The sequence below is a fragment of the Comamonas piscis genome (assembly GCF_014109725.1).
Lineage (GTDB): Bacteria > Pseudomonadota > Gammaproteobacteria > Burkholderiales > Burkholderiaceae_C > Comamonas > Comamonas piscis.
In genome coordinates, this window is record NZ_CP058554.1 from 4708201 (window position 1) to 4732809 (window position 24609).

At 61.8% G+C, this 24609-nt stretch carries 7 protein-coding genes; all 7 read right to left on the minus strand.

The window, feature by feature from the left end; translation table 11 throughout:
* Positions 1–28: 28 nt before the first annotated feature.
* The 7 genes from HS961_RS21335 to hisC all read right to left on the minus strand — a co-directional run bounded on the left by HS961_RS21335 (position 29) and on the right by hisC (position 24583).
* Positions 29–18061: a DUF11 domain-containing protein gene (locus HS961_RS21335; protein WP_182325441.1), complete on the minus strand. Its 18033-nt coding sequence runs from the start codon at positions 18059–18061 to the stop codon at positions 29–31.
* A 1012-nt stretch (positions 18062–19073) separates the two neighbouring features.
* Positions 19074–19853: an imidazole glycerol phosphate synthase subunit HisF gene (gene hisF / locus HS961_RS21340; protein ID WP_182325442.1), complete on the minus strand. Its 780-nt coding sequence runs from the start codon at positions 19851–19853 to the stop codon at positions 19074–19076.
* Positions 19854–20004: 151 nt separating this feature from the next.
* Entirely contained in the window at positions 20005–21015 is a 1011-nt protein-coding gene (gene galE, locus HS961_RS21345; protein WP_182325443.1) for a UDP-glucose 4-epimerase GalE, read from the minus strand.
* A 337-nt stretch (positions 21016–21352) separates the two neighbouring features.
* The gene (hisA, locus tag HS961_RS21350) at positions 21353–22099 is read right to left on the minus strand and encodes a 1-(5-phosphoribosyl)-5-[(5-phosphoribosylamino)methylideneamino]imidazole-4-carboxamide isomerase (RefSeq protein ID WP_182325444.1); all 747 of its coding nucleotides are present in this window, start codon (positions 22097–22099) and stop codon (positions 21353–21355) included.
* A gap of 32 nt (positions 22100–22131) precedes the next feature.
* Positions 22132–22800 carry an imidazole glycerol phosphate synthase subunit HisH gene (hisH, locus tag HS961_RS21355; protein WP_182325445.1) on the minus strand — a complete coding sequence of 223 codons (669 nt, stop codon included), beginning with the start codon at positions 22798–22800 and terminating at the stop codon, positions 22132–22134.
* Between the two features lie 38 nt (positions 22801–22838).
* Positions 22839–23468: an imidazoleglycerol-phosphate dehydratase HisB gene (hisB, locus tag HS961_RS21360; RefSeq protein WP_182325446.1), complete on the minus strand. Its 630-nt coding sequence runs from the start codon at positions 23466–23468 to the stop codon at positions 22839–22841.
* Positions 23465–24583: a histidinol-phosphate transaminase gene (hisC, locus tag HS961_RS21365; protein WP_182325447.1), complete on the minus strand. Its 1119-nt coding sequence runs from the start codon at positions 24581–24583 to the stop codon at positions 23465–23467. The genes hisB and hisC overlap by 4 nt, the downstream gene beginning before the upstream one ends.
* Between the last annotated feature and the right edge of the window lie 26 nt (positions 24584–24609).

Here is a 24609-nt window from a genome sequence, read left to right on the forward strand (position 1 = left end):
GGGCCGGTCAGGCTGAGGCGAAGAACAATCAGTCTTGGCGACGACGGCCCTGGCGCTGTGGCATGGCCTTGCCAGCCAACAGCATCAGCAGCAGTGCCATCAAAGCCATCGCCCAAGCGGCGTTCACTGGCACCCGCTTGACATCGGTGGGCGGCGTGTTGGTAAACAGCGCCGAGGACGTGGCCTCGTTATTGGCCGCCACCGGGTCATACACATCGCTGCTGGCGCGGGTGCTGATCGTGATGGCTGCCGTCGAGGTCGGCTTGAACTTGGTCGTACAGGTGATCGATTCGCCCACCGCCAGCGCAGACACCGGCTGAGCAGGCGTGCACGCCGTGACGGCACCGGCTGGCGCGCCGCTCACTTCGCAGCGCGCATTGGTAGCCGTTGCAGGGCCTGCATTGCGGCAGACCGAGGTCAGCGTGAACTCCACACCCACCTTGGCGTCGATGGTCGCAGGCATGCTCACTTGCATATCCGCGGCTTGCGTTGGTGTGCTTACCGAGCATGCTGCGCTGCAGCTGCCAGGTGCGCTGCTGCCCACGGTGTTGACGACGTTAGGGCTTGCCACCGTGTCGTCCACGCGCACCGTGTACTCAAAGGTCACCGTACCAGGTGCTTGTGGGCTACCGCCCGGCACCGTCGCTGGTCGGCTGCAGCTGCTTGCCGCTGCGGCGCAACCGGCACCCCAGCCTTCATCCGTGCCAACATAGCGGGTACCCGCGGGCACCGTCTCCGTCAGCACGGTTGCACCAGGCGTGCCGCCCGTATTGCTGACCTGCACCTGGTAGGTCAGCTTGTCACCAGGCTTGATCACATAGCCGACAGGTACCGGCGCATCATTCACCTTCACCAGCACATTGGTCACCGTCACTGCCGATGGCGTATTGCCATTGACGGCCTTGGCATCGCTGTTGTTCGCGGTGTCGCTATCGTAGCTTTGCGTCTCTGCACTGATGCTTGCGCTGATGGAACCTTCCGCAGCAGTGAACGTCAGCGAGCAGCTCAGGCTCTCGGCCACAGCCAGCGTCTTGCCCGCATCGCAGATCGCAGTGATCACCGAGCCGCCGTTGTTCACGCTCATCTTGCAGCTGGCGTTAACCGCATCCGCCGGGCCATTGTTGGTGCACAGACCGCTGATGGTCAGGCTCTCACCAACCACCACAGCGCCTGCCGGGATCGAGGTGATCTGCGCTTGCATGTCGGCCACTGCGTTAGCAGTTTCCACCGAGCAAGCACCGGAGATGCAAGCAGCGGGGATGCTGCTCTCAACCGTATTGATGATCTTGCCGTTGCTGGTTGCTGGGGCAAGAACTTCCACGGTGAACTCAACAGTCTGCTCACCGGCAGCACCTTGAGCGCTTTGCGCTGGCACGGTCACGCTCTGCTCGCAAGTGCTACCTGCTGCGTCGCAGGCCGGTGCCTGGCTCCAACCCTGGCTTGGGTCGGCTGCAGTACCCACAAATTGGGTACCTTCGGGCACGGTCTCAGTCAGCACCAGGGTGCTGGCCGTGCCACCGGCGTTGGTCACCAACATCGCGTAGGTCAGCTTGTCGCCGATCTTGGCTGCGTAGTTGGCTGGGACTGCTGCGTCGTTGACCAGCGCCAGGCTCTTGACGATGTTCAGCGCTGCTGGCGTGTTGACCTTGACGGTCGTCGTTGCAGTGTTGTTGCCTGGTGCTGCGTCGTACAGGTTATTGCTGGTAGCAACGCTCACTGCATAGTCACCTGCGGTGCTTGGCGTGAGCTTGGTGACGCAGCTGATGCTGTCGCCCGAAGCCAAGGTCGCCGCTGGGCTCGTTGGCGTGCAGACTACAGCCGATGCGCCCGCTGGTGCGCTCACCACGCAAGATGAGTTCAGTGCTGCTTGTGGGCCATTGTTCTTGCAAATGGCCGTGTAGGTCAGCTCAATGCCGGTGGTGCTGGTCGTGCCTGGCGTGACCGTCACGGTTGCCACCATGTCTGCCTGCTGCGTGTTGGTTGTCACCACACAAGTGGTGCAGGTGCCCACCGAGCTGGTAGCAGTGTCCACAATGGTCGCAGTCGTGCCTGGGCTCGCAACGGTCACGGTGTAGGTCACTGTGCTCGTCTGGCCTGCGCCCACTGCTACCGTCTGGTTGCAGGTGCTCGATGCTGCTGCACAACCTGCACTCCAACCCTCACCCGTGCCTGTGTACGTGGTGCCTGCTGGCACGGTCATGCCCACGTCGGTGCTGCCTGCAGTACCGCCGCTGTTCACAACCGTCACGGTGTAGGTCAGCACATCACCTGGCTTGGCCAGGTAGTTAGCTGGCACTGCTGCGCCGTTCACTTCGGTCAACACATTGGTGGTCACCAAGCTAGCGGCGGTGTTGCCAACCGTGGACTTGCTGTCCGTGTTGTTAGCGGTGTTGGACTCGTAGCTTTGAGCTGCTGCATTGATGCTTGCGCTGATCGTGCCTTCGGCTGCCGGGAAGGTCGCCGAGCAGCTGATGCTGTCGTTCACTGCCAGGTTGGCGTTCGCACCGCAGATGGCTGGAATGCTGGTGCCACCGTTGTTCACGGTCATCTCGCAGCTGGCGTTGACCGCATTGGCTGGGCCATTGTTGGTACATACGCCAGTGATGGTCACGCTGTCACCCACCACCACAGCGCCTGCCGGGATCGAGGTGATCTGCGCTTGCATGTCGGCGACAGCATTTGCCGTCTCCACACTGCAGTTGGCGCCTGCGCAAGCAGCTGCCACATCACTCAGCACCGTATTGGTGATCTTGCCATTCGTCGTAGCCGGTGCAACGACCTCGACAGTGAACTGCACGGTCTGTTCGCTGGCCACACCATCGGCGCCTTGGGCTGCCACCGTCACGCTTTGCGTGCAGGTGCTTCCTGCTGCGTCGCAGACTTGCGTTACTTGGCTCCAGCCCTGGCTCTCATTAGGAGCGATGCCGCCCACGAACTGGGTACCTTCTGGCACGGTCTCGGTCAGGACCGTCGTGCCACTGGTGCCGCCTGCGTTCGTCACCAACATTGCGTACGTCAGCTTGTCGCCGATCTTGGCTGCGTAGTTGGCTGGCACAGCAGCGTCGTTGACCAGCGCCAGGCTCTTGACGATGCGCAGGTCAGCGGGCGTGTTGACCTTGACGCTAGTGCTGGCAGTGTTGTTGCCAGTATTTACGTCGTACAGCGTGTTGCCCGTGGTGACGCTCACTGCGTAATCACCAGCGGTGCTTGGCGTGAGCTTGGTGACGCAGCTGATGCTGTCGCCCGAAGCCAAGGTCGCCGCTGGGCTCGTTGGCGTGCAGACTACAGCCGATGCGCCCGCTGGTGCGCTCACCACGCAAGATGCGTTCAGTGCTGCTTGTGGGCCATTGTTCTTGCAAATGGCCGTGTAGGTCAGCTCAATGCCGGTCGTGCTGGTCGTGCCTGGCGTGACCGTCACGCTTGCCACCATGTCTGCCTGCTGCGTGTTGGTCGTCACCACACAAGTGGTGCAGGTGCCCACCGAGCTGGTAGCTGTGTCCACAATGGTCGCAGTCGTGCCTGGGCTCGCAACGGTCACGGTGTAGGTCACTGTGCTGGTTTGGTTCGCCGCCACTGGTACGGTTTGCGCGCACTGTGTGCCCGCTGCCGTGCAGCCTGCGCCCCAGCCTTGGCCGGTGCCTGTGTAGGTGGTGCCTGCTGGCACGGTCATGCCCACGTCGGTGCTGCCTGCAGTACCGCCGCTGTTCACAACCGTCACGGTGTAGGTCAGCACGTCACCTGGCTTGGCCAGGTAGTTAGCTGGCACTGCTGCGCCGTTCACTTCGGTCAACACATTGGTGGTCACCAAGCTAGCGGCGGTGTTGCCAACGGTGGACTTGCTGTCCGTGTTGTTAGCGGTGTTGGACTCGTAGCTTTGAGCTGCTGCATTGATGCTTGCGCTGATCGTGCCTTCGGCTGCCGTGAAGGTCGCCGAGCAGCTGATGCTGTCGTTCACTGCCAGGTTGGCGTTCGCACCGCAGATGGCTGGAATGCTGGTGCCACCGTTGTTCACGGTCATCTCGCAGCTGGCATTGACCGCATTGGCTGGGCCATTGTTGGTACATACGCCAGTGATGGTCACGCTGTCACCCACTACCACAGCGCCTGCTGGGATGGAGGTGATCTGCGCTTGCATGTCGGCAACCGCGTTGTCGGTCTCGACCGAGCAGGCGTTGCCTGCGCAAGCTGCAGCAATGTCGCTGGCCACGGTGTTGGTGATCTTGCCGTTGCTGGTGGCAGGCGCAATCACTTCCACGGTGAACTCAACGGTCTTCTCTCCTGGACCTTCGGCAGTTTGCGCTGGCACGTTCACGCTTTGCTCGCAGCTGGTACCTGCTGCGTCGCACTTCTGAGGTACTTCGCTCCAGCCCTGGGTCAGGTCAGGAGCATTTCCGCCGACAAACTTAGTGCCTTCAGGCACGGTCTCGGTCAGCACGGTAGTGCCCGCAGTACCGCCGGTGTTGGTCACCAACATCGCGTAGGTCAGCTTGTCGCCAATCTTGGTGGCGTAGCTGGCTGGCACAGCCGCGCCATTGACTTGCACCAAGCTCTTGACGATGTTCAGCGCTGCTGGCGTGTTCACCTTGACAGTTGTAGTAGCCGTGTTGTTGGCCGTATCACGGTCATACAGGTTATTGCTCGTAGCCACGCTCACGGCATAGTCACCCGCCGTGCTTGGCGTGAGCTTGGTCGTGCAGGTGATGCTGGAGCCAGAAGCCAAGGTCGCTGCTGGGCTGGTTGGCGTGCAAGTCGTCACGGCATTCGCTGGAGCGGTCACCACGCAAGATGCGTTCAGTGCTGCTTGTGGGCCATTGTTTTTGCAAATGGCCGTGTAGGTCAGCTCAATGCCGGTCGTGCTGGTCGTGCCTGGCGTGACCGTCACAGTAGCCTGCATATCTGCACTTTGCGCGTTGGTCGTCACCACACAAGTGGTGCAGGTGCCCACCGAGCTGGTAGCAGTGTCCACAATGGTCGCAGTCGTGCCTGGGCTCGCAACGGTCACGGTGTAGGTCACCGCGCTGGTTTGGTTCGCCGCCACTGGTACGGTTTGCGCGCACTGTGTGCCCGCTGCCGTGCAGCCTGCGCCCCAGCCTTGGCCGGTGCCTGTGTAGGTGGTGCCTGCTGGCACGGTCATGCCCACGTCGGTGCTGCCTGCAGTACCGCCGCTGTTCACAACCGTCACGGTGTAGGTCAGCACGTCACCTGGCTTGGCCAGGTAGTTAGCTGGCACTGCTGCGCCGTTCACTTCGGTCAACACATTGGTGGTCACCAAGCTAGCGGCGGTGTTGCCAACGGTGGACTTGCTGTCCGTGTTGTTAGCGGTGTTGGACTCGTAGCTTTGAGCTGCTGCATTGATGCTTGCGCTGATCGTGCCTTCGGCTGCCGTGAAGGTCGCCGAGCAGCTGATGCTGTCGTTCACTGCAAGGTTGGCGTTCGCACCGCAGATGGCTGGAATGCTGGTGCCACCGTTGTTCACGGTCATCTCGCAGCTGGCGTTGACCGCAGTGGCTGGGCCATTGTTGGTACATACGCCAGTGATGGTCACGCTCTCACCCACCACCACAGCCGAGGCTGGGATGCCAGTGATTTGCGCTTGCATGTCGGCCACTGCGTTAGCAGTCTCGACCGAGCAAGTACCGGAGGTGCAAGCTGCGCCTACGCTGCTCTCAACCGTATTGGTGATCTTGCCGTTGCTGGTCGCTGGGGCAATCACTTCCACGGTGAACTCAACGGTCTGTTCACCGGCAGCACCTTGAGCGCTTTGCGCTGGCACCGTCACGCTTTGCTCGCAGGTGCTACCTGCTGCGCCGCAGGCCGGTGCTTGGCTCCAGCCCTGGCTCTCATTAGGAGCGGTGCCGCCCACAAACTGGGTACCTTCTGGCACGGTCTCGGTCAGGATCGTCGTGCCAGAGGTGCCGCCGGTGTTGGTTACCACCATCGCGTAGGTCAGCTTGTCGCCAATCTTGGTGGCATAGCCAGCAGTCGCATCTTCGCCGTTGACTTGCACCAAGCTCTTGACGATGTTCAGTGCCGCTGGCGTGTTGACCTTGACGCTGGTGTTAGCCGTGTTGTTGGCTGGCGTTGCGTCGTACAGATCATTGCTGGTGGCAACGCTCAGCGCGTAATCACCAGCGGTGCTTGGCGTGAGCTTGGTGACGCAGCTGATGCTGTCGCCCGAAGCCAAGCTCGCCGCTGGGCTGGTTGGCGTGCAGACTACAGCCGATGCGCCCGCTGGTGCGTTCACCACGCAAGATGCGTTCAGTGCTGCTTGTGGGCCATTGTTTTTGCAAATGGCCGTGTAGGTCAGCTCAATGCCGGTCGTGCTGGTCGTGCCTGGCGTGACCGTCACAGTAGCCTGCATATCTGCACTTTGCGCGTTGGTCGTCACCACACAAGTGGTGCAGGTGCCCACCGAGCTGGTAGCAGTGTCCACAATGGTCGCAGTCGTGCCTGGGCTCGCAACGGTCACGGTGTAGGTCACCGCGCTGGTTTGGTTCGCCGCCACTGGTACGGTTTGCGCGCACTGTGTGCCCGCTGCCGTGCAGCCTGCGCCCCAGCCTTGGCCGGTGCCTGTGTAGGTGGTGCCTGCTGGCACGGTCATGCCCACGTCGGTGCTGCCTGCAGTACCGCCGCTGTTCACAACCGTCACGGTGTAGGTCAGCACGTCACCTGGCTTGGCCAGGTAGTTAGCTGGCACTGCTGCGCCGTTCACTTCGGTCAACACATTGGTGGTCACCAAGCTAGCGGCGGTGTTGCCAACGGTGGACTTGCTGTCCGTGTTGTTAGCGGTGTTGGACTCGTAGCTTTGAGCTGCTGCATTGATGCTTGCGCTGATCGTGCCTTCGGCTGCCGTGAAGGTCGCCGAGCAGCTGATGCTGTCGTTCACTGCAAGGTTGGCGTTCGCACCGCAGATGGCTGGAATGCTGGTGCCACCGTTGTTCACGGTCATCTCGCAGCTGGCGTTGACCGCAGTGGCTGGGCCATTGTTGGTACATACGCCAGTGATGGTCACGCTCTCACCCACCACCACAGCCGAGGCTGGGATGCCAGTGATTTGCGCTTGCATGTCGGCCACTGCGTTAGCAGTCTCGACCGAGCAAGTACCGGAGGTGCAAGCTGCGCCTACGCTGCTCTCAACCGTATTGGTGATCTTGCCGTTGCTGGTCGCTGGAGCAATCACTTCCACGGTGAACTCAACGGTCTGCTGACCAGCAACACCATCGGCGCCTTGGGCTGCCACCGTCACGCTTTGCGTGCAGGTGCTTCCTGCTGCGTCGCAGACTTGCGTTACTTGGCTCCAGCCCTGGCTCTCATTAGGAGCGATGCCGCCCACGAACTGGGTACCTTCTGGCACGGTCTCGGTCAGGACCGTCGTGCCACTGGTGCCGCCTGCGTTCGTCACCAACATTGCGTACGTCAGCTTGTCGCCGATCTTGGCTGCGTAGTTGGCTGGCACAGCAGCGTCGTTGACCAGCGCCAGGCTCTTGACGATGCGCAGGTCAGCGGGCGTGTTGACCTTGACGCTAGTGCTGGCAGTGTTGTTGCCAGTATTTACGTCGTACAGCGTGTTGCCCGTGGTGACGCTCACTGCGTAATCACCAGCGGTGCTTGGCGTGAGCTTGGTGACGCAGCTGATGCTGTCGCCCGAAGCCAAGGTCGCCGCTGGGCTCGTTGGCGTGCAGACTACAGCCGATGCGCCCGCTGGTGCGCTCACCACGCAAGATGCGTTCAGTGCTGCTTGTGGGCCATTGTTCTTGCAAATGGCCGTGTAGGTCAGCTCAATGCCGGTCGTGCTGGTCGTGCCTGGCGTGACCGTCACGCTTGCCACCATGTCTGCCTGCTGCGTGTTGGTCGTCACCACACAAGTGGTGCAGGTGCCCACCGAGCTGGTAGCTGTGTCCACAATGGTCGCAGTCGTGCCTGGGCTCGCAACGGTCACGGTGTAGGTCACTGTGCTGGTTTGGTTCGCCGCCACTGGTACGGTTTGCGCGCACTGTGTGCCCGCTGCCGTGCAGCCTGCGCCCCAGCCTTGGCCGGTGCCTGTGTAGGTGGTGCCTGCTGGCACGGTCATGCCCACGTCGGTGCTGCCTGCAGTACCGCCGCTGTTCACAACCGTCACGGTGTAGGTCAGCACGTCACCTGGCTTGGCCAGGTAGTTAGCTGGCACTGCTGCGCCGTTCACTTCGGTCAACACATTGGTGGTCACCAAGCTAGCGGCGGTGTTGCCAACGGTGGACTTGCTGTCCGTGTTGTTAGCGGTGTTGGACTCGTAGCTTTGAGCTGCTGCATTGATGCTTGCGCTGATCGTGCCTTCGGCTGCCGTGAAGGTCGCCGAGCAGCTGATGCTGTCGTTCACTGCCAGGTTGGCGTTCGCACCGCAGATGGCTGGAATGCTGGTGCCACCGTTGTTCACGGTCATCTCGCAGCTGGCATTGACCGCATTGGCTGGGCCATTGTTGGTACATACGCCAGTGATGGTCACGCTGTCACCCACCACCACAGCCGAGGCTGGGATGCCAGTGATCTGCGCTTGCATGTCGGCGACAGCATTTGCCGTCTCCACACTGCAGTTGGCGCCTGCGCAAGCAGCTGCCACATCACTCAGCACCGTATTGGTGATCTTGCCATTCGTCGTAGCCGGTGCAACGACCTCGACAGTGAACTGCACGGTCTGTTCGCTGGCCACGCCATCGGCGCCTTGGGCTGCCACCGTCACGCTTTGCGTGCAGGTGCTTCCTGCTGCGTCGCAGACTTGCGTTACTTGGCTCCAGCCCTGGCTCTCATTAGGAGCGATGCCGCCCACGAACTGGGTACCTTCTGGCACGGTCTCGGTCAAGACCGTCGTGCCACTGGTGCCGCCGGCGTTGGTCACCAACATCGCGTAGGTCAGCTTGTCGCCGATCTTGGCTGCGTAGTTGGCTGGCACATCGGCGCCGTTGACCAGCACCAGGCTCTTGACGATGCGCAGGTCAGCGGGCGTGTTGACCTTGACGCTAGTGCTGGCAGTGTTGTTGCCAGTATTTACGTCGTACAGCGTGTTGCCCGTGGTAACGCTCACTGCGTAATCACCAGCGGTGCTTGGCGTGAGCTTGGTGACGCAGCTGATGCTGTCGCCCGAAGCCAAGGTCGCCGCTGGGCTCGTTGGCGTGCAGATTGCTGCCGATGCGCCCGCTGGTGCGCTCACCACGCAAGATGCGTTCAGTGCTGCTTGTGGGCCATTGTTTTTGCAAATGGCCGTGTAGGTCAGTTCAATGCCGGTCGTGCTGGTCGTGCCTGGCGTGACCGTCACAGTAGCCTGCATATCTGCACTTTGCGCGTTGGTCGTCACCACACAAGTGGTGCAGGTGCCCACCGAGCTGGTAGCAGTGTCCACAATGGTCGCAGTCGTGCCTGGGCTCGCAACGGTCACGGTGTAGGTCACCGCGCTGGTTTGGTTCGCCGCCACTGGTACGGTTTGCGCGCACTGTGTGCCCGCTGCCGTGCAGCCTGCGCCCCAGCCTTGGCCGGTGCCTGTGTAGGTGGTGCCTGCTGGCACGGTCATGCCCACGTCGGTGCTGCCTGCAGTACCGCCGCTGTTCACAACCGTCACGGTGTAGGTCAGCACGTCACCTGGCTTGGCCAGGTAGTTAGCTGGCACTGCTGCGCCGTTCACTGCGGTCAACACATTGGTGGTCACCAAGCTAGCGGCGGTGTTGCCAACCGTGGACTTGCTGTCCGTGTTGTTAGCGGTGTTGGACTCGTAGCTTTGAGCTGCTGCATTGATGCTTGCGCTGATCGTGCCTTCGGCTGCCGTGAAGGTCGCCGAGCAGCTCAGCGTCTCGCCCACTGCCAAGGTCCGGGCTGCATCGCAAGTCGCAGTGATGGATGCACCACCGTTGCTGACAACCATGGCGCAGCTAGCGCTTGCTGCACTGGCTGGGCCGTTGTTGGTACACAGGCCCGTGATGGTCACGCTGTCACCAACCACCACGGCCGTAGCTGGGATGGAGGTGATTTGCGCTTGCATGTCTGCAACCGCGTTGTCGGTCTCAACCGAGCAGGCGTTGCCTGCGCAAGCTGCAGCAATGTCGCTGGCCACGGTGTTGGTGATCTTGCCGTTGCTGGTGGCAGGCGCAATCACTTCCACGGTGAACTCAACGGTCTTCTCTCCTGGACCTTCGGCAGTTTGCGCTGGCACGTTCACGCTTTGCTCGCAGCTGGTACCTGCTGCGTCGCACTTCTGAGGTACTTCGCTCCAGCCCTGGGTCAGGTCAGGAGCATTTCCGCCGACAAACTTAGTGCCTTCAGGCACGGTCTCGGTCAGCACGGTAGTGCCCGCAGTGCCACCGGTGTTGGTCACCACCATCGCGTAGGTCAGCTTGTCGCCAATCTTGGCCGCGTAGCTCTGCGGTACAGCCAAGCCATTGACTTGCACCAAGCTCTTGACGATGTTCAGCGCTGCTGGCGTGTTCACCTTGACGCTGGTGTTCGCAGTGTTGTTAGCGGGCGCTTTGTCGTACAAGTCATTGCTGGTCACAACGCTCACGGCATAGTCATCCGCCGTGCTTGGCGTGAGTTTGGTGGTGCAGGTGATGCTGGAGCCCGAGGCAAGCGTTGCTGCTGGTGTCGTTGGCGCGCAAGTCGTCACGGCATTCGCTGGAGCGGTCACCACGCAAGCTGCATTGAGCGCGCTTTGTGGGCCGTTGTTCTTACACACGCTGGTGTAGATCAGTTCCACACCGGTGGTGCTGATAGCGCCTGGCGTCACGGTCACGCTGGCCGCCATGTCTGCCTGCTGCGTGTCGGTAGTGACCTGGCACGTTGTGCAGGTGCCCACCGAGCTGGTGGCAGTGTCAACGATGGTCGCAGTTGTACCTGGGTTGGCAACCGTCACCGTGTACTGCACCGTCTTGGTCTCGCCTGCACCCACTGGCACAGTCTGCGCGCACTGCGTACCCGCTGCCGCGCAACCTGCGCTCCAACCCTCACCCGTTCCGGTGTAGGTCGTGCCTGCCGGTACGGTATGGCCCACGTTGGTGGAGCCGGCGGTACCACCACTGTTGGTGACGCTCACGGTGTAGGTCAACACATCACCTGGCTTGGCCAGATAACCAGCTGGCACAGGGCTGCCATTCACAGCCGTCAAGACGTTGGTGGTTGCCAGGCTGGCTGGCGTGTTACCCACCGTGGACTTGGTGTCCGTGTTGTTGGCCGTGTTGCTCTCGTAGCTTTGCGTGCTGGTATTGATGGTGGCGCTGATCGCGCCCTGCCCTGCATTGAAGGTGGCAGTGCAGCTCAAGCTTGAGCCCATTGCCAGGTTGGTGTTCGCACTGCAGGTGCCGGCAATGCTGGTGCCCGCATTGTTTACGGTCATCGCGCAGCTGGCGTTCACCGCATTGGCGGGGCCGTTGTTGGTACAGGTGCCGGTTATGGTGACGCTTTGACCCACGACCACCGCCGTAGCGGGGATGGAGCTGATCTGCGCTTGCATATCAGCCACTGCATTGGCCGTCTCGACCGCGCAAGTACCGGAAGTACAAGCTGCAGCAATGTCGCTGCTCACGGTGTTGGTGATCTTGCCGTTGCTGGTCGCTGGGGCAAGCACTTCCACGGTGAACTGCACTGTCTGCTGACCAGCTACTCCTTGGGCGTTTTGTGCCGGTACGGACACGCTTTGCGTGCAGGTGCTGGCTGCGACTGCGCAGGCCTGTGGTGCCTGGCTCCAGCCTTGGCTTGGGTTGCTGCTGACGCCAACAAACCGGGTGCCATCTGGCACGGTTTCGGTCAGAACCGTGGTACCGGCTGTGCCACCGGTGTTGGTCACCAACATGGCATAGGTCAGCGTGTCGCCGATCTTGGCCACGTAGTTATTTGGCACAGCCGCGCCATTGACTTGCGCCAGGCTCTTGACGATACGCAGGGCTGCTGGCGTGTTGGCCTTCACGGTCGCGGTGGCCGAGTTGTTGCCAGGTACAGCGTCATACAGCGTGTTGCTGGTGGCAACGCTCACGGCGTAGTCACCCACGACACTCGGTGTGAGCTTGGTGGTACAGGTGATGCTGGACCCGGAAGCGAGCGTTGCAGCAGGACTGGTGGGCGTACAGGTCGTCAAGGCGCCAGCGGGAGCGGTCACCGTGCAAGCAGCGTTCAAGGCGGTTTGCGGGCCGATGTTCTTGCAGATGCTGGTGTAGGTCAGCTCCACCCCCGTCGCGCTGGTGGTGCCTGGGCTGACCGAGATGCTGGCATCCATGTCGGCCTGTTGCGTGCCGGTAGTGACCTGGCAAGTCGTGCAGGTGCCCACCGAGCTGGTGGCGGTGTCAACGATAGTGGCAGTGCTGCCTGGGCTGGCAACGGTGACGGTGTAGGTCAGCGTGCTGCTTTGGTTTGCGCCAACTGGCACGGTTTGCGAGCATTGCGTGCCCGCCGTGGTGCAACCTGCACCCCAGCCTTGGCCGCTGCCCGTATAGGTGGTACCGGCTGGCACGGTTTGGCCCACGTCGGTAGAGCCTGCGGTGCCACCGCTATTAACGACGGTCACGGTATAGGTCAGCACATCGCCGGGCTTGGCCAGGTAGTTAGCGGGCACGGCTGCGCCGTTCACTGCCGTCAAGACATTGGTGGTTGCCAGGCTAGCCGGGGTGTTGACCGACAGGCTATGGCTGGTGCAATAGGTGGTGGCGCTGCTGACGCAGCTGGCACTGGGGTCCACGCCGGGGGCGCCCGCGCCGGTCGGGTTGGTGGCCGCGTAGTTGACCAAGGTACCGCCGGTACCAGGCAACGTGACGGTCAGCTGGACATTGGCCGTTGCACCGGCGGCCAGCGGGCCCGCAACGGTACAGGTCAGCAGAGCTGCAGCACTGCTGGGCAGTGCGCCGCAAGTGGCACCGCTCACTGCGGTGGCTACTACGCCTGCGGGCAGTTTGTCCTTGATGACCAGGTTGCTACCGGTAGCCAACTGGCCACTGTTGCTCAGGGTCAGGGTGTAGACGTAGCTGGAGCCGGTCAGCGCAGTGGCCGCACCGGTTTTGCTCAGGCTGACATTCGCGGGGGTGCTGGATGCCGTGGTCGAGCTGGCACAGACAACGGTGGTGCCATTGGTACAAGCCGCACCTGGATTGACCCCGGGGTTGCCACTGCCCGATGGATGGGTGGCCGCATAGTTGACGACATTGCCGCCACCACTTGGCATGGTCACGGTCAGTTGGATGCTGGCAGAGCCGCCATCGGCAGCAATCGGATCGGCAACGGTACAGGTCAGCAGGGCACCAGCTGCGCTGGGCAGGGTGCCGCAGTTGGCGCCAGTGACAGCGGTAGCCACCATGCCGGTGGCCAGTTGGTCGCGCACCACCACGTTGGAGGCGGTAGCGGTCTGGCCGCTGTTGGTCAGCGCCAGCGTGTAGACATAGCTGTTGCCAGCTACGGCAGTGGCAGCGCCGGATTTGACCAGGCTGACATTGGCCGGGGTCTTGACGGTCACCACACCTGTGGTGGGATCGCAGGCTTCAGTTGTCGCTGCAGCGGTACATGTGGGGTCACCACCGCCGCCCAGGTTGGCAGTGTTGCCAGCACCCGTGCTGGTGGCCGACGATGCGACCGACACGGGGATCGTCAGCACATAACTGCCATCGGACAAGCCGCTGGCCAGCTGGCAAGCACCAATGCTGCTGCCGCTGGTGCTGCAACCACTCAAGGTGGCAGCACCGCTGACGGTGGGCACGCCGGACAAGGTCACGCCGGTGGGCAGGCTGTCGGCAATGCTGATGGCTGCGGTGGTCGGGCCATTGGTCACAGCAATGGTGATGCGGTAGCTCTGGCTGCTGGCCCCCACCACAAAGCTGGTGGGCGATGCAGCCTTGGTAACGCTGAGCTTGGGGTAGATCGGCGTGTTGGTGAAGGTACAGCTGATGTCATCACCGGCCTGGGGGGTCACCGAGATGGACGTACCCGTGCCCGAACCCACGCTGGTGCCACCCGCAGTGGCATTGGTGCAGGCATAGGTGGTGGTGTAGCGGGCCAGGTTGGTCGCAGGCGTGCCGGCAGCGGTCTGCGTCAGCAGGTAGGTGGTGCCAGCCGTTGCGGTGGTCGGGCCTGCCGAGGCGGTGTTTTGCACACCGCTGGTGGAGGCGCTAGGGCCGCCATTGTTGATACCCACGGTGAACTGGTCGGTGCCAAGAATGCGGCCCGACACGACGGTGTTGACTGTCAGCTTGGGCGCAATGGCGCTGTTGCTGAAGGTGCAACTGATGTTGTCGCCGGCCTGGGGCGTCAAGGGGAAGCTGGTGCCCGTGCCCGAAGGCATAACCGTGCCGGCAACGCCTGCGTTGGTACAGCTGTAGCTGCTGGTGTAGCGCGCCAGATTGGCGCCAGCGGTCGCAGATTCGCTCAGGGTATAGCTGGTGCCAGCAGCAGCCGTGAAGGCCGTGGTGCTGGCCGTCGTGCCCGTGCCGGTGGTGGATGCGGTGGGGCCGCCGCTGATCGCCACCGAGAACTGGTCGGATGCCGATGCACGCGAGACGATGGTCTTGGCCAGAGTCAGGCGTGGCGCAATCGGGGTATTGGTGAAGGTACAGGTGATGGCATCGCCTGCCTTCGGCGTCACGTTCAGCGTCGTGCCCGTGCCCGGGGCCACCGTGGTGCCGCCAGCGGTGGGATTGGTACAGGCGTAGGTGGTGGTGTAACGCGCCAGCTCGGTCGTGCCAGAAGCGGTTTCGCTCAAGGTGAAGCTGGTGCCCGGGGTCGCGGCAAAGGCTGCGGTGCTTGCGCTGGCGTTGGTGCCCGACGTGGTCGCATTGGGGCCGTTGCTGATCGCGACCGTGAACTGGTCAGTGCCGTTGATCCGGCTTGCCACGCTGGCGACCACCGTCAAGGTGGCTGAAGGCACCACCGGAATCGAGTCAATGGCGCAGCCTGCCGTAGGCGTATTCACAGCGGTACAGGCGGCCACCGTTGTGCTGGTCGGGTAGCTGCTGTTGGTGGGGTCGGTATTGTCCGTACCCACTTGGGCCTTGTTGACCAAGGTGGTGCTGGTGTTGGCCGATACGGTGGCAGTCACGGCGATGGTGGCGCTGGTGCTGGCCGCCAATGCGCCGCCGGTGTTGTTGCAGGTAAGCACATTGCTGTCGCCGCCCGAGCCCATCGCGCAGCTGAAGATGCCCTGTGTAGCGGTGACGGTGAAATTGCTCAGCCCCGTAGGGAACACATCGACCACACGCACAGTATTGGCCAAGGCTTCGACAGTCGCGGAGTTGGCGACTGTCAGCGTAAAGGCAACCGTATCGCCGGGCGCTTTTGACTGGGGGTTGGAGTGGGCCTTGGTCAGCCGCACGGTGGGTGGCGTCTGTGCCGTGTTCAGGTCAACAGCGCAACCGGCAGGAATGCTGTTGTTGGTACAGGTATTGACTTGCGCATTCGTGGGTGCCGTGGCGCCCAGAACAGCATCAGCACCGCCGGTAACCATGGCCTTGTTCATGTACTGATCGCCGCTGGTCATAGCACCGGCATTGGCCAACAGACTGAATTGGCTCACGCCTCCCGCCGCAATCGCCGTGGTCGATGTACAGCTGACTGCCGTGTTGCTCGCCCGGGTGCAGGTCCAGTCTGCGGCATTCGGGCCGGTCTTGGTCAGCGTTGCGGGCCAATTCATCGGCGTGGGCAGCACATCGCGGAAGTTGATGGTACCTACAGAGTCGGCGTCACCGGTGTTGCTGACCTGGAAGGCGTAGGTAGTCGTCCCACCGACATAGATGCCAAAGCGGCCATCGTCCTTGGTCAGACTCAGTTGAACACGCTTGACCGAATCAGTATCTGCAGCACAACCGGTGGCAATTTCAGAGGCGATGGCAGGTGAGCAGGTCTGCGTAGTAGCCACCGTGGGGGCATTGGGCTTGCTCGAATCGCTGCCACCGCCGACACGGGCGAGGTTGACCAGTGCGCTGGGTGCCGTGCTGGCAATCGACACTGGCAACGAGATGACAGCACTGTCTCCGGCTGCAATCGGTGTGGAGCGGGTACAGCTGAAGCTTGTGGTGCCAGAGGTGTAAGTACAGCTGAAGCCACCGCTGGTGAAGGTGGTCGCACCGCCATAGGACATGCCGGTGGGCAGAACGTCCACCACGGTGATCGTGTTTACCGTGGGTGCATTGCCGACGTTGCTGACGGTCAACGCATAAGTGGTTGTACCCCCAGTCAGCACCACATCGGTGTTGTCGCTATTGGTCAAGCTCAGCAGCGGTGAGTTCACTGCATCGACATCCAGCGCACAACCCGCAGGAGTTTGGTTACCTGTACAGGCATCTACGTTGGCTTCTGTGGGCGCAGTGCCATTGAGCGGATCGCCACCACCACCGATTTTTGCTCGGTTGGTGGCGATGGTGCCCGTCGTCGTCTGCAAACCAATATTCACCGTTACACCAAACACACTGCTACCGCCTGCTGCAATGGCAGTAGAGCTGGTACAGGTGATCAAGCGGGAACCTGCGGCGCCAGAACAGCTCCAGTTCGCCGCATTGGCGCCTGTCAGAGGGATGGAAGCCGCGGGAATCGTCACACCCAAAGGCAGCTTATCCACCACGGTGATGGTTCCGCTGCTGGCGGATGCGCCTACATTGCTGGCGGTGAACGTATAGGTGGTGGTTCCGCCCGCATTGACGATATTGGCACCATTGCTCTTGGTCAGACGCAGGTCGACCGCACAGGCAGCGCCTAGCAAGGTGCCGGGCGCATTCGGTGACTGGAACGCGGCAATGCCGCCCTGGTTACCAAAGGCGCCGTAGTTGTCGGTAGTGCCGTTGGTCGTGTAACCGGGGGTACCGCCACTGATCGTGGTGCTGACCGCCATATTCGACGGAGAAAAGGCGATAAAGCCGCCGCCACCGCCGCCGCCAGGGCCATGGCGGTTGGCGGTATTGGTCTGGTTGCCAGCCCAGGCATTTCCGCCGTCACCGCCGCTGGCATCAATCGCCGCAGAGCCGCCGTCGAGCGTATGGATCACTACCGAGCCGCCCGCACCGCCGCCACCGGCTGCATCGTTAAGGACGTTGTAGCCATTCGCGCCGCGCACGTCGATCACACCGGTACCGGTAACATTTTGCGCACGCAAAATGACAATACCGCCGCCAGAGGCGCCGGATGAACAGCGGCCATCGCCATCTGAACAAGCAATGCCGTTGTTGCTATAGGCCGCGTTGTCGGCGGTACCGTTATTGGTGCTGCCTGCGCCACCGCCGCCACCCAGGAAAATGCGGTTGAAGGCAGTTGTGCCTACATAGCCACCGCCGCCGCGACCACCACTGTCTACCAGCGGAAAAGCCCAAGGACGGCCACCAACGCCACCCGCAGCGTAATTGCCACCACCTCCACCACCGGAGTTGTAATTGTTGTTGTTCACGCCTGCGGCTGCGCCATCTGCGCCACCACCGCCGGCATTGCCTGGCGCACCGCGCGCACGCGATCCTCCTGGATAGCCTTCTTCTACATTGTCCAGCTGAGTGATGCCGCCGTTGAGCACTGCATTGGTCAGCTTGGCGCCATAAGCGGTGCCCTTGCTGGCCATGAAACGAGGCGTTCCCGCGATGCCCTCACCTTTGCCACCACCACCGCCAGCAGCCGCGTAGGTACCCATCCAATCATCGCGCGAGCCGAGCGTGGCCGCACTGTTGGCTGCCGCGCCTCGGAAACCCTTGCCCGCCAGGAAAATAGCCCGGTTTGCCTGGTTTTCCACGGTAGCGCCATTCAGTGTCAGCGTATCGCGGGCATCAATGGCAACAACGCCACCGGTGGCGCCATTCCACGCCGGTGCTGTAACCCCGCTTACCGACGCGCTGGTGTACTGGGGCACACGCACAACTTGGTAGGTCTTCTGGCCAGAAGTGGCGTTAGTCGCTGCGTTGCGGTAGTTATTGGTCAGCGCCGGCGTGAACGTGACGGTGGACCCGGAAACCGAAACCACACGGACAAACTCATACAGACCGGAGTTGTTGACATTGGTGGAACCCTGGCCACCGGTGCCACCGGTGCCACCGCTGCCGTAGGCACTGGAGTTAGCGGCATTGATGCTGGCGTCCTGCATCTGGATGACCAGCATGAGGTCATTGGCCGCGAACGCAGTCGTCGCGCCTGCCGTATTTCTTGCACCAATGGTCAAGCTGGTACTGCCAGCATTCAGGGATGCCGTAGTGCCTGGATAGTAGCTATTCACTATGCCGGTTGCTGTGCCCGCACCATCCTTGCCAGGTGCAGCACAAACCTGCGCCCAAACACTGACTGGCAGAAGCAGCAATGCCGCCAGCATGGCGGCACGTGTGCGCAATGAACGAAAAGCAGACAGGCAGGACGAAACCTGCGTAACGCATATCCCAAACACCGACATATCCAACAACTCCCAGCCCTTTGTAAGCGTCGCCAGGCCCAGATCAGCGACGCTTTTTTTTCATAGTTCTTTTGCAATTGCCCACGGGTTTTACACCAGCACCCTGCCGACAACCGAAACAAACTGTGACTAAAAATAGATAGCTCGGGTTTATAGCACCTTGCATTTCTCGAGTGTGTTTTAACTTTGGAAACATTGTCAAAAATTGCAAACTGTCATTTGTGATCGATTAAATCAATCATTTTTATAGGTGTGTTGATCAGTAATGACGACGCGAAAGAGGTCTGCTCAGAACTTGTCTCTCCCGCAACGAATGCACCTGCCAAGCACCTCAACCCTTTCAGCCATTCATCGCATGCAGCAGCTCGGATGGACCAAGCCGGCACAGAGAGAAATAGCCGAAATCAATGAGACAACAAGTACAGGCAGAAATGCGCAGGCCCGGCTCAGGTATGCACGCCCTGAGAAGGAGCCAAGCGGGGAATGTAAAGTTGGGCGTCGCCAGCTGGGGCAGCTCTATGGAGCCTGGAATCAGGGCATGTTGGAGCGATCTGCTCGTAGGGACCTAAACACCTCAGCCGCCCCGACGATGCCTGCCCGACTGAACCGACTCGGCCGGGCAGACCCAGCCAGGCAGTTCTGGCTAAACCTGCACAACGACACAGCCAAGCAAAAGCGGCGCCAAGGGCGCCGCTTCAGGGATAAGAGAAAACAAGAACGCGCTGCTTTACAAACGTACGGGGATACCACGCTCGCGCATGCGCTCTTTGGCCTGCTGCACGGTGAATTCTCCGTAGTGGAAGATGCTGGCCGCCAGCACCGCATCGGCACCGCCTTGCTGCACGCCATCGGCCAGATGGTCCAGGTTGCCCACGCCGCCGGAGGCGATGACCGGCACACCGACGGCATCGGCCACGGCACGGGTCAAGGCCAGGTCAAAGCCCGACTTGGTGCCATCGCGGTCCATGCTGGTGAGGAGGATCTCACCGGCGCCGCGCGCGGCCATGTCGCTGGCCCAGCGCACGGCGTCCATCCCGGTGTTCTTGCGCCCGCCATGGCTGTAGACATCCCAGCCCTCGCCGCGCTCGATGACGTCCTGACCTTGGCGGCGCTTGGCATCGATCGCGACGACGATGCACTGCGAGCCATAGCGGTCGCTGGCCGCATTGATCACAGCCGGGTCGGCAATAGCGGCGGAGTTGAAGCTGGTCTTGTCGGCACCGGCATTGAGCAGGCGCCGCACATCGGCCACCGTGCGCACACCACCACCCACGGTCAGCGGAATGAACACCTGGCTGGCCACGGCCTCGATGATCGGCAGGATCAGATCGCGGCCATCGCTGGTCGCGGTGATGTCCAGAAAGGTCAGTTCGTCCGCTCCCTGGGTGTTATAGCGCGCCGCGATCTCCACCGGGTCGCCGGCATCGCGCAGCTCGACAAAATTAATACCTTTGACGACGCGGCCGCCGGTGACGTCCAGGCAGGGAATGATGCGTTTGGCAAGCATGGGGGATCTCGTTGCAGATAGGGCTATGGCGAAGATATCGCCAGACGGCCAAAACAATACCACGCCTAGCCGAGGTGCGGAGTCTGCAGGCCAGAAAAAAGGCCCGGCAACACGAGGCTGCCAGGCCGTTCATTCGGTTGATGCCCAGGCATCAGTGCACGCTGCGCCCTACGCCGATCTGCCAGCGCCAGACATCTTCCATCATGCGATCCAGGCCCAGCTTGGGCTGCCATCCCAGCTGCGTGCGGGCTTGCGAGATATCGGCCCAGCAGTGGGCGGCATCACCTGGGCGCCGCGCACCAATGCGGAAAGGCACGGCACGGCCATTGGCATGCTCAAACGCACGAACCAGTCCCAGCACCGAGGTGGGCTGGCCCGAGCCAATATTGAAGCGAGACAGGCCGGCATGCCCCCGTAGGTACTGTAGGGTCGCCACATAGGCGCGGGCCAGGTCCATCACATGCAGGTAGTCGCGCACGGGAGTTCCATCAGGCGTGGGGTAGTCGCCACCGTAAATACGCAGGCCATCGCGCTTGCCAGCAGCTACTTGGGCCAGATAGGGAGCGACATGGGAGGACATGCGCGGCGGGTCTTCGGCAATAAGGCCGCTGTCATGGCAGCCCACGGCATTGAAGCTGCGGAGCAAGGCCATGCGCCAGCGCTTGGGCGAGGCCTCATCCAGACTGCTGAGCACCTGCTCCACCATCAGCGCGGTCTGGCCGTAAGGCGTGCAGACAGACAAGGCAGCGTCTTCACGTACCGGCACCGGCGCCGGATCGCCATAGACGATGGAGGAGGACGAAACCACCAGATTGCGCAAACCGGCGGTCTGCATGGCACGCAGCAGGCCCACGGTGCCCGAGACATTGTTGTCGTAGTAGCGCAGCGGCTCGCGCGCGGCATCGGCAGAAGCGGTCAGAAAAGCGCTGTGGATCACGGCATCGAAATGCTGCTCGTCGAACAGCTGCTCCAGCACCGCAACATCGCGCACATCGGCATCGATGCAGGGCGGCGCAAAGCCCAGGATTTTGCCCAGCCTTGTGATGACCGAACGCCTTGCATTGCTGAAGTTATCCAGAATCAGGAACGGCATGCCGGCTTCCGCCAAGGCAATGCAGATATGAGAGCCAACATAGCCGGCTCCACCAGTCACGAGTATCACAAGGGGGCTTTCTAAGAGGTCTTGCAGAATGCGCTATCCAAGACTTCTATAGATTCCGGCATCCTGACCAAGTGTCCATTGTCCGATAAGCCACAGTTATCTGAAACCTTTGTGCGTCATCAGAAGCAGCCTCAGGTAACAACTAGCATTTGTTGACATTTCTTAAATCCGTAGTCACCACATCGACTTAAAAGCGCGGTGTAGGCCAGGTCCCACACCCCAAACAGGGACAAGCCCCGAATCGTGTATACAAACTGTTTCAAATGACACAGGCATAAAAAAGGCCACCGTTAGGTGGCCTGGCGCTGGAGGGTGCCGAAGCGGCTGGCTGTGCAGGTCAGCGGCCTTCGTTCAAAGCGTCTGCGCGTGCCTGCGCTGCTGCAAAGTCCAGGTCACCGCTGTAGATGGCGCGTCCGCAGATAACCCCTTCCACCCCCTCGGATTCAACCTGGCACAGCGCCTCGATATCGGCCATGCCCGACAGGCCGCCCGATGCGATCACCGGGATCTTGATCGCCTGGGCCAGCTTGACGGTGGCCTCGATGTTGATGCCGGTCAGCATGCCATCGCGGCCGATATCGGTGTAGATGATGGATTCGACGCCCCAGTCTTCAAAACGCTTGGCGGTATCGATGACGGAATGCTGGGTGATCTTGCTCCAGCCGTCAGTGGCCACCATGCCGTCCTTGGCATCCAGGCCCACGATGATGTGGCCGGCAAACGCGGTACAGGCGTTCTGCAGAAAGCCCGGGTCCTTGACCGCAGCGGTGCCGATGATGACGTACTGCATGCCGGCATCGATGTATTTCTCGATGGTGTCCAGATCGCGGATACCGCCACCCAGTTGCACCGGCAGCTCGTCGCCAAACTCTTTCAGGATGGCTTTGATGACCGACAGGTTCTTGGGCTGGCCGGCAAAGGCGCCGTTGAGGTCCACCAGATGCAGGCGGCGGGCGCCCGCATCGAACCAGCGGCGCGCGACCGCAACCGGGTCTTCACCAAAGGTGGTGGATTGGTCCATATCGCCTTGTTTGAGGCGCACGCAGTGACCGTCCTTGAGGTCAATCGCAGGAATGAGCAGCATGGTAGTGGGCTGGCTGGTTGTCGATGAAAGAATTAAGGGTTCCAGTGCAAGAAGTTGCGGTAGAGGGCCAGGCCCTGGTCCGCACTTTTTTCTGGATGAAACTGGGTCGCAAAGATGTTGTCACGGCCAATGGCGCAGGCAAAGCGCTCGCCATACTCGGCCCAGCCGTGGCACTGCGCATCGCTGGCAGGCGCCGCATAAAAGCTGTGCACAAAATAGAAATAGGACTGGTCCGGCACCCCTTGCCAAACCGGATGCGGCTGGCCGCCATGGGCCTGCTGCTGCACCTGGTTCCAGCCCATTTGCGGCACCTTGAAACGGCTGCCATCAGCCTGCGTGCGGCCCGCCAGCTGGAACTTGCGCACCTGGCCGGCAATCAGGCCCAGGCCCGGGGTATCGCCCTCTTCGCTGTGGTCCAGCAGCATTTGCATGCCCACGCAGACGCCGAACATCGGCTTGTTGCGCGCGGCCTCCAGAACGCTGTCCTGCAGGCCCGAGGCCTTGAGCTCGGCCATGCAATCGCGCATGGCGCCCTGGCCCGGCAGCACGATGCGGGTGGCCGCCCGCACCACCTCCGGGTCAGCGGTGACCACCACGGTCACCGAGCTACCCGCAGCGGCCGCCTGCACGGCCTGCGATACCGAGCGCAGATTGCCCATGCCGTAATCCACCACGGCGACGGTATTGGATGAAGTTGTCATAGCAAGAAAGGAGTGTAGCGACTGACGCCAACGGCAGCTTACAGCGAGCCCTTGGTGGACGGAATCACACCGGCCATACGCGGATCATGCTCCAGCGCAAAACGCAATGCGCGCGCAAAGGCTTTGAAGATGGTCTCGCACTGGTGGTGGGCATTGAAGCCCTTGAGGTTGTCGATATGCAAGGTCACGCCAGCATGATTCACAAAGCCCTGGAAGAACTCGTACACCAGCTGCGTATCAAGCTGGCCAATGCTGCCGGACGTGAACTTCACATCCATGTGCAGACCGGGGCGACCGGAGAAATCGATCACCACGCGGCTCAGCGCCTCATCAAGCGGCACATAGGCATGGCCGTAACGGCGGATGCCCTTTTTGTCGCCAATGGCGATCGCAAAAGCCTGGCCCAGGGTGATGCCGATGTCCTCGACCGTGTGGTGGCCGTCGATGTGCAGGTCGCCTGCGCATTCGATATCCAGGTCAATCAGGCCATGGCGCGCGATCTGGTCCAGCATATGGTCCAGAAAGCCGATGCCCGAGTTCAGCCGGGCCTTGCCCGTGCCGTCCAGATCGATGCGCACCTGGATGCGGGTTTCGGCGGTATTGCGGGCCACTTCGGCCGTGCGGTGCAGCGGCGTAGCGGTCGATGGGGTGTGCACCAAATTATTCATAAAGACTCCTTGAGCGCGGCCAGCATCTGGGCATTTTCTTCACGGGTGCCCACGGTCAGCCGCAGGCATTGGGCCAGCAGCGGGTGCATGGCCGACACATTCTTGACGAGCACGCCACGCGCCTTCATCGCCGCCTGCGCCTTGCCCGCATCGGCCACGCGCAGCAGCACCATATTGGCTTCCGACGGCCAGACCTTGTGCACGCCGCTGAGCGCCTGCAGCGCATCGATCAGCGGCTGGCGTTCTGCGCGGATGGCGCGGGCCTGCTCGGCATAGAGTGCCTCGTTCTCCAGCGCAAAAATGGCCGTCTCGCAGTTGAGCACGCTGATGTTGTACGGCGGGCGCACCTTGTCGATCTCATTGACGATGACCGCCGGCCCCACCAGGTAACCCAGGCGCGCACCAGCGAGACCGAACTTGGACAAGGTGCGCATCAGCAGCACATGGGCATTGCGCGCAGGGTCGGCGCGCATCGGCTCTATCCAGCTGCGGCTGGCAAAGGGCTGGTAGGCCTCGTCCATCACCACCAAGCCACCGATCTGGGCCACGGCGTCGATAACGGCTTGGACCTTGTCCTCGTCCCACAAGGTGGCGGTGGGGTTGTTGGGGTAGGCGATGTAGGTGATGGCGGGCTTGTGCGCGGCAATCGCGGCCTGCATGGCTGGTACATCCAGGTCAAAATCCGCGGTCAGGTTGACGCCAACAAAGTCCAGGCCCTGCAGCTGGGCGGACATGGGGTACATCACAAAGCCCGGCATGGGCGCCAGCATTTTGGCGCGGCCTTCGATATGGGGCTGGGCGGTGGCCAGCGCCAGCAAGGTGATGATCTCGTCCGAGCCATTGCCAAGCAGCACGGCCGAGCCCGTGGGCGCGCCGACATAGTCGGCCAGCATCTTCTTGAGCGTTTCCAGCCGCTCGCCCGGATAGCGGTTGATCTCCAGCGCGCCCAGCCGCTCACCCAGCTTTTGCTGCAGCTCGGCGGGTAGGCGGTAGGGGTTCTCCATGGTGTCCATCTTCAGCAGACCCTTGGAATCCTGGACATGGTAGGCATGCATGGCGCGCACATCGGCGCGGATGCGTTGCAGGGCTGGGGGGAACGTGTCTTGAGCGGTCATCACATCTGTCTTTCACAGGGCAAATA

Coding starts and splice junctions, on each gene's coding strand:
- hisF (WP_182325442.1), bottom strand. CDS start 19,853: ATGCTTGCCAAACGCATCATTCCCTGCCTGGACGTCACCGGCGGCCGC.
- HS961_RS21335 (WP_182325441.1), bottom strand. CDS start 18,061: ATGCTGGTCATCCAGATGCAGGACGCCAGCATCAATGCCGCTAACTCC.
- hisB (WP_182325446.1), bottom strand. CDS start 23,468: ATGAATAATTTGGTGCACACCCCATCGACCGCTACGCCGCTGCACCGC.
- hisA (WP_182325444.1), bottom strand. CDS start 22,099: ATGCTGCTCATTCCTGCGATTGACCTCAAGGACGGTCACTGCGTGCGC.
- hisC (WP_182325447.1), bottom strand. CDS start 24,583: ATGACCGCTCAAGACACGTTCCCCCCAGCCCTGCAACGCATCCGCGCC.
- hisH (WP_182325445.1), bottom strand. CDS start 22,800: ATGACAACTTCATCCAATACCGTCGCCGTGGTGGATTACGGCATGGGC.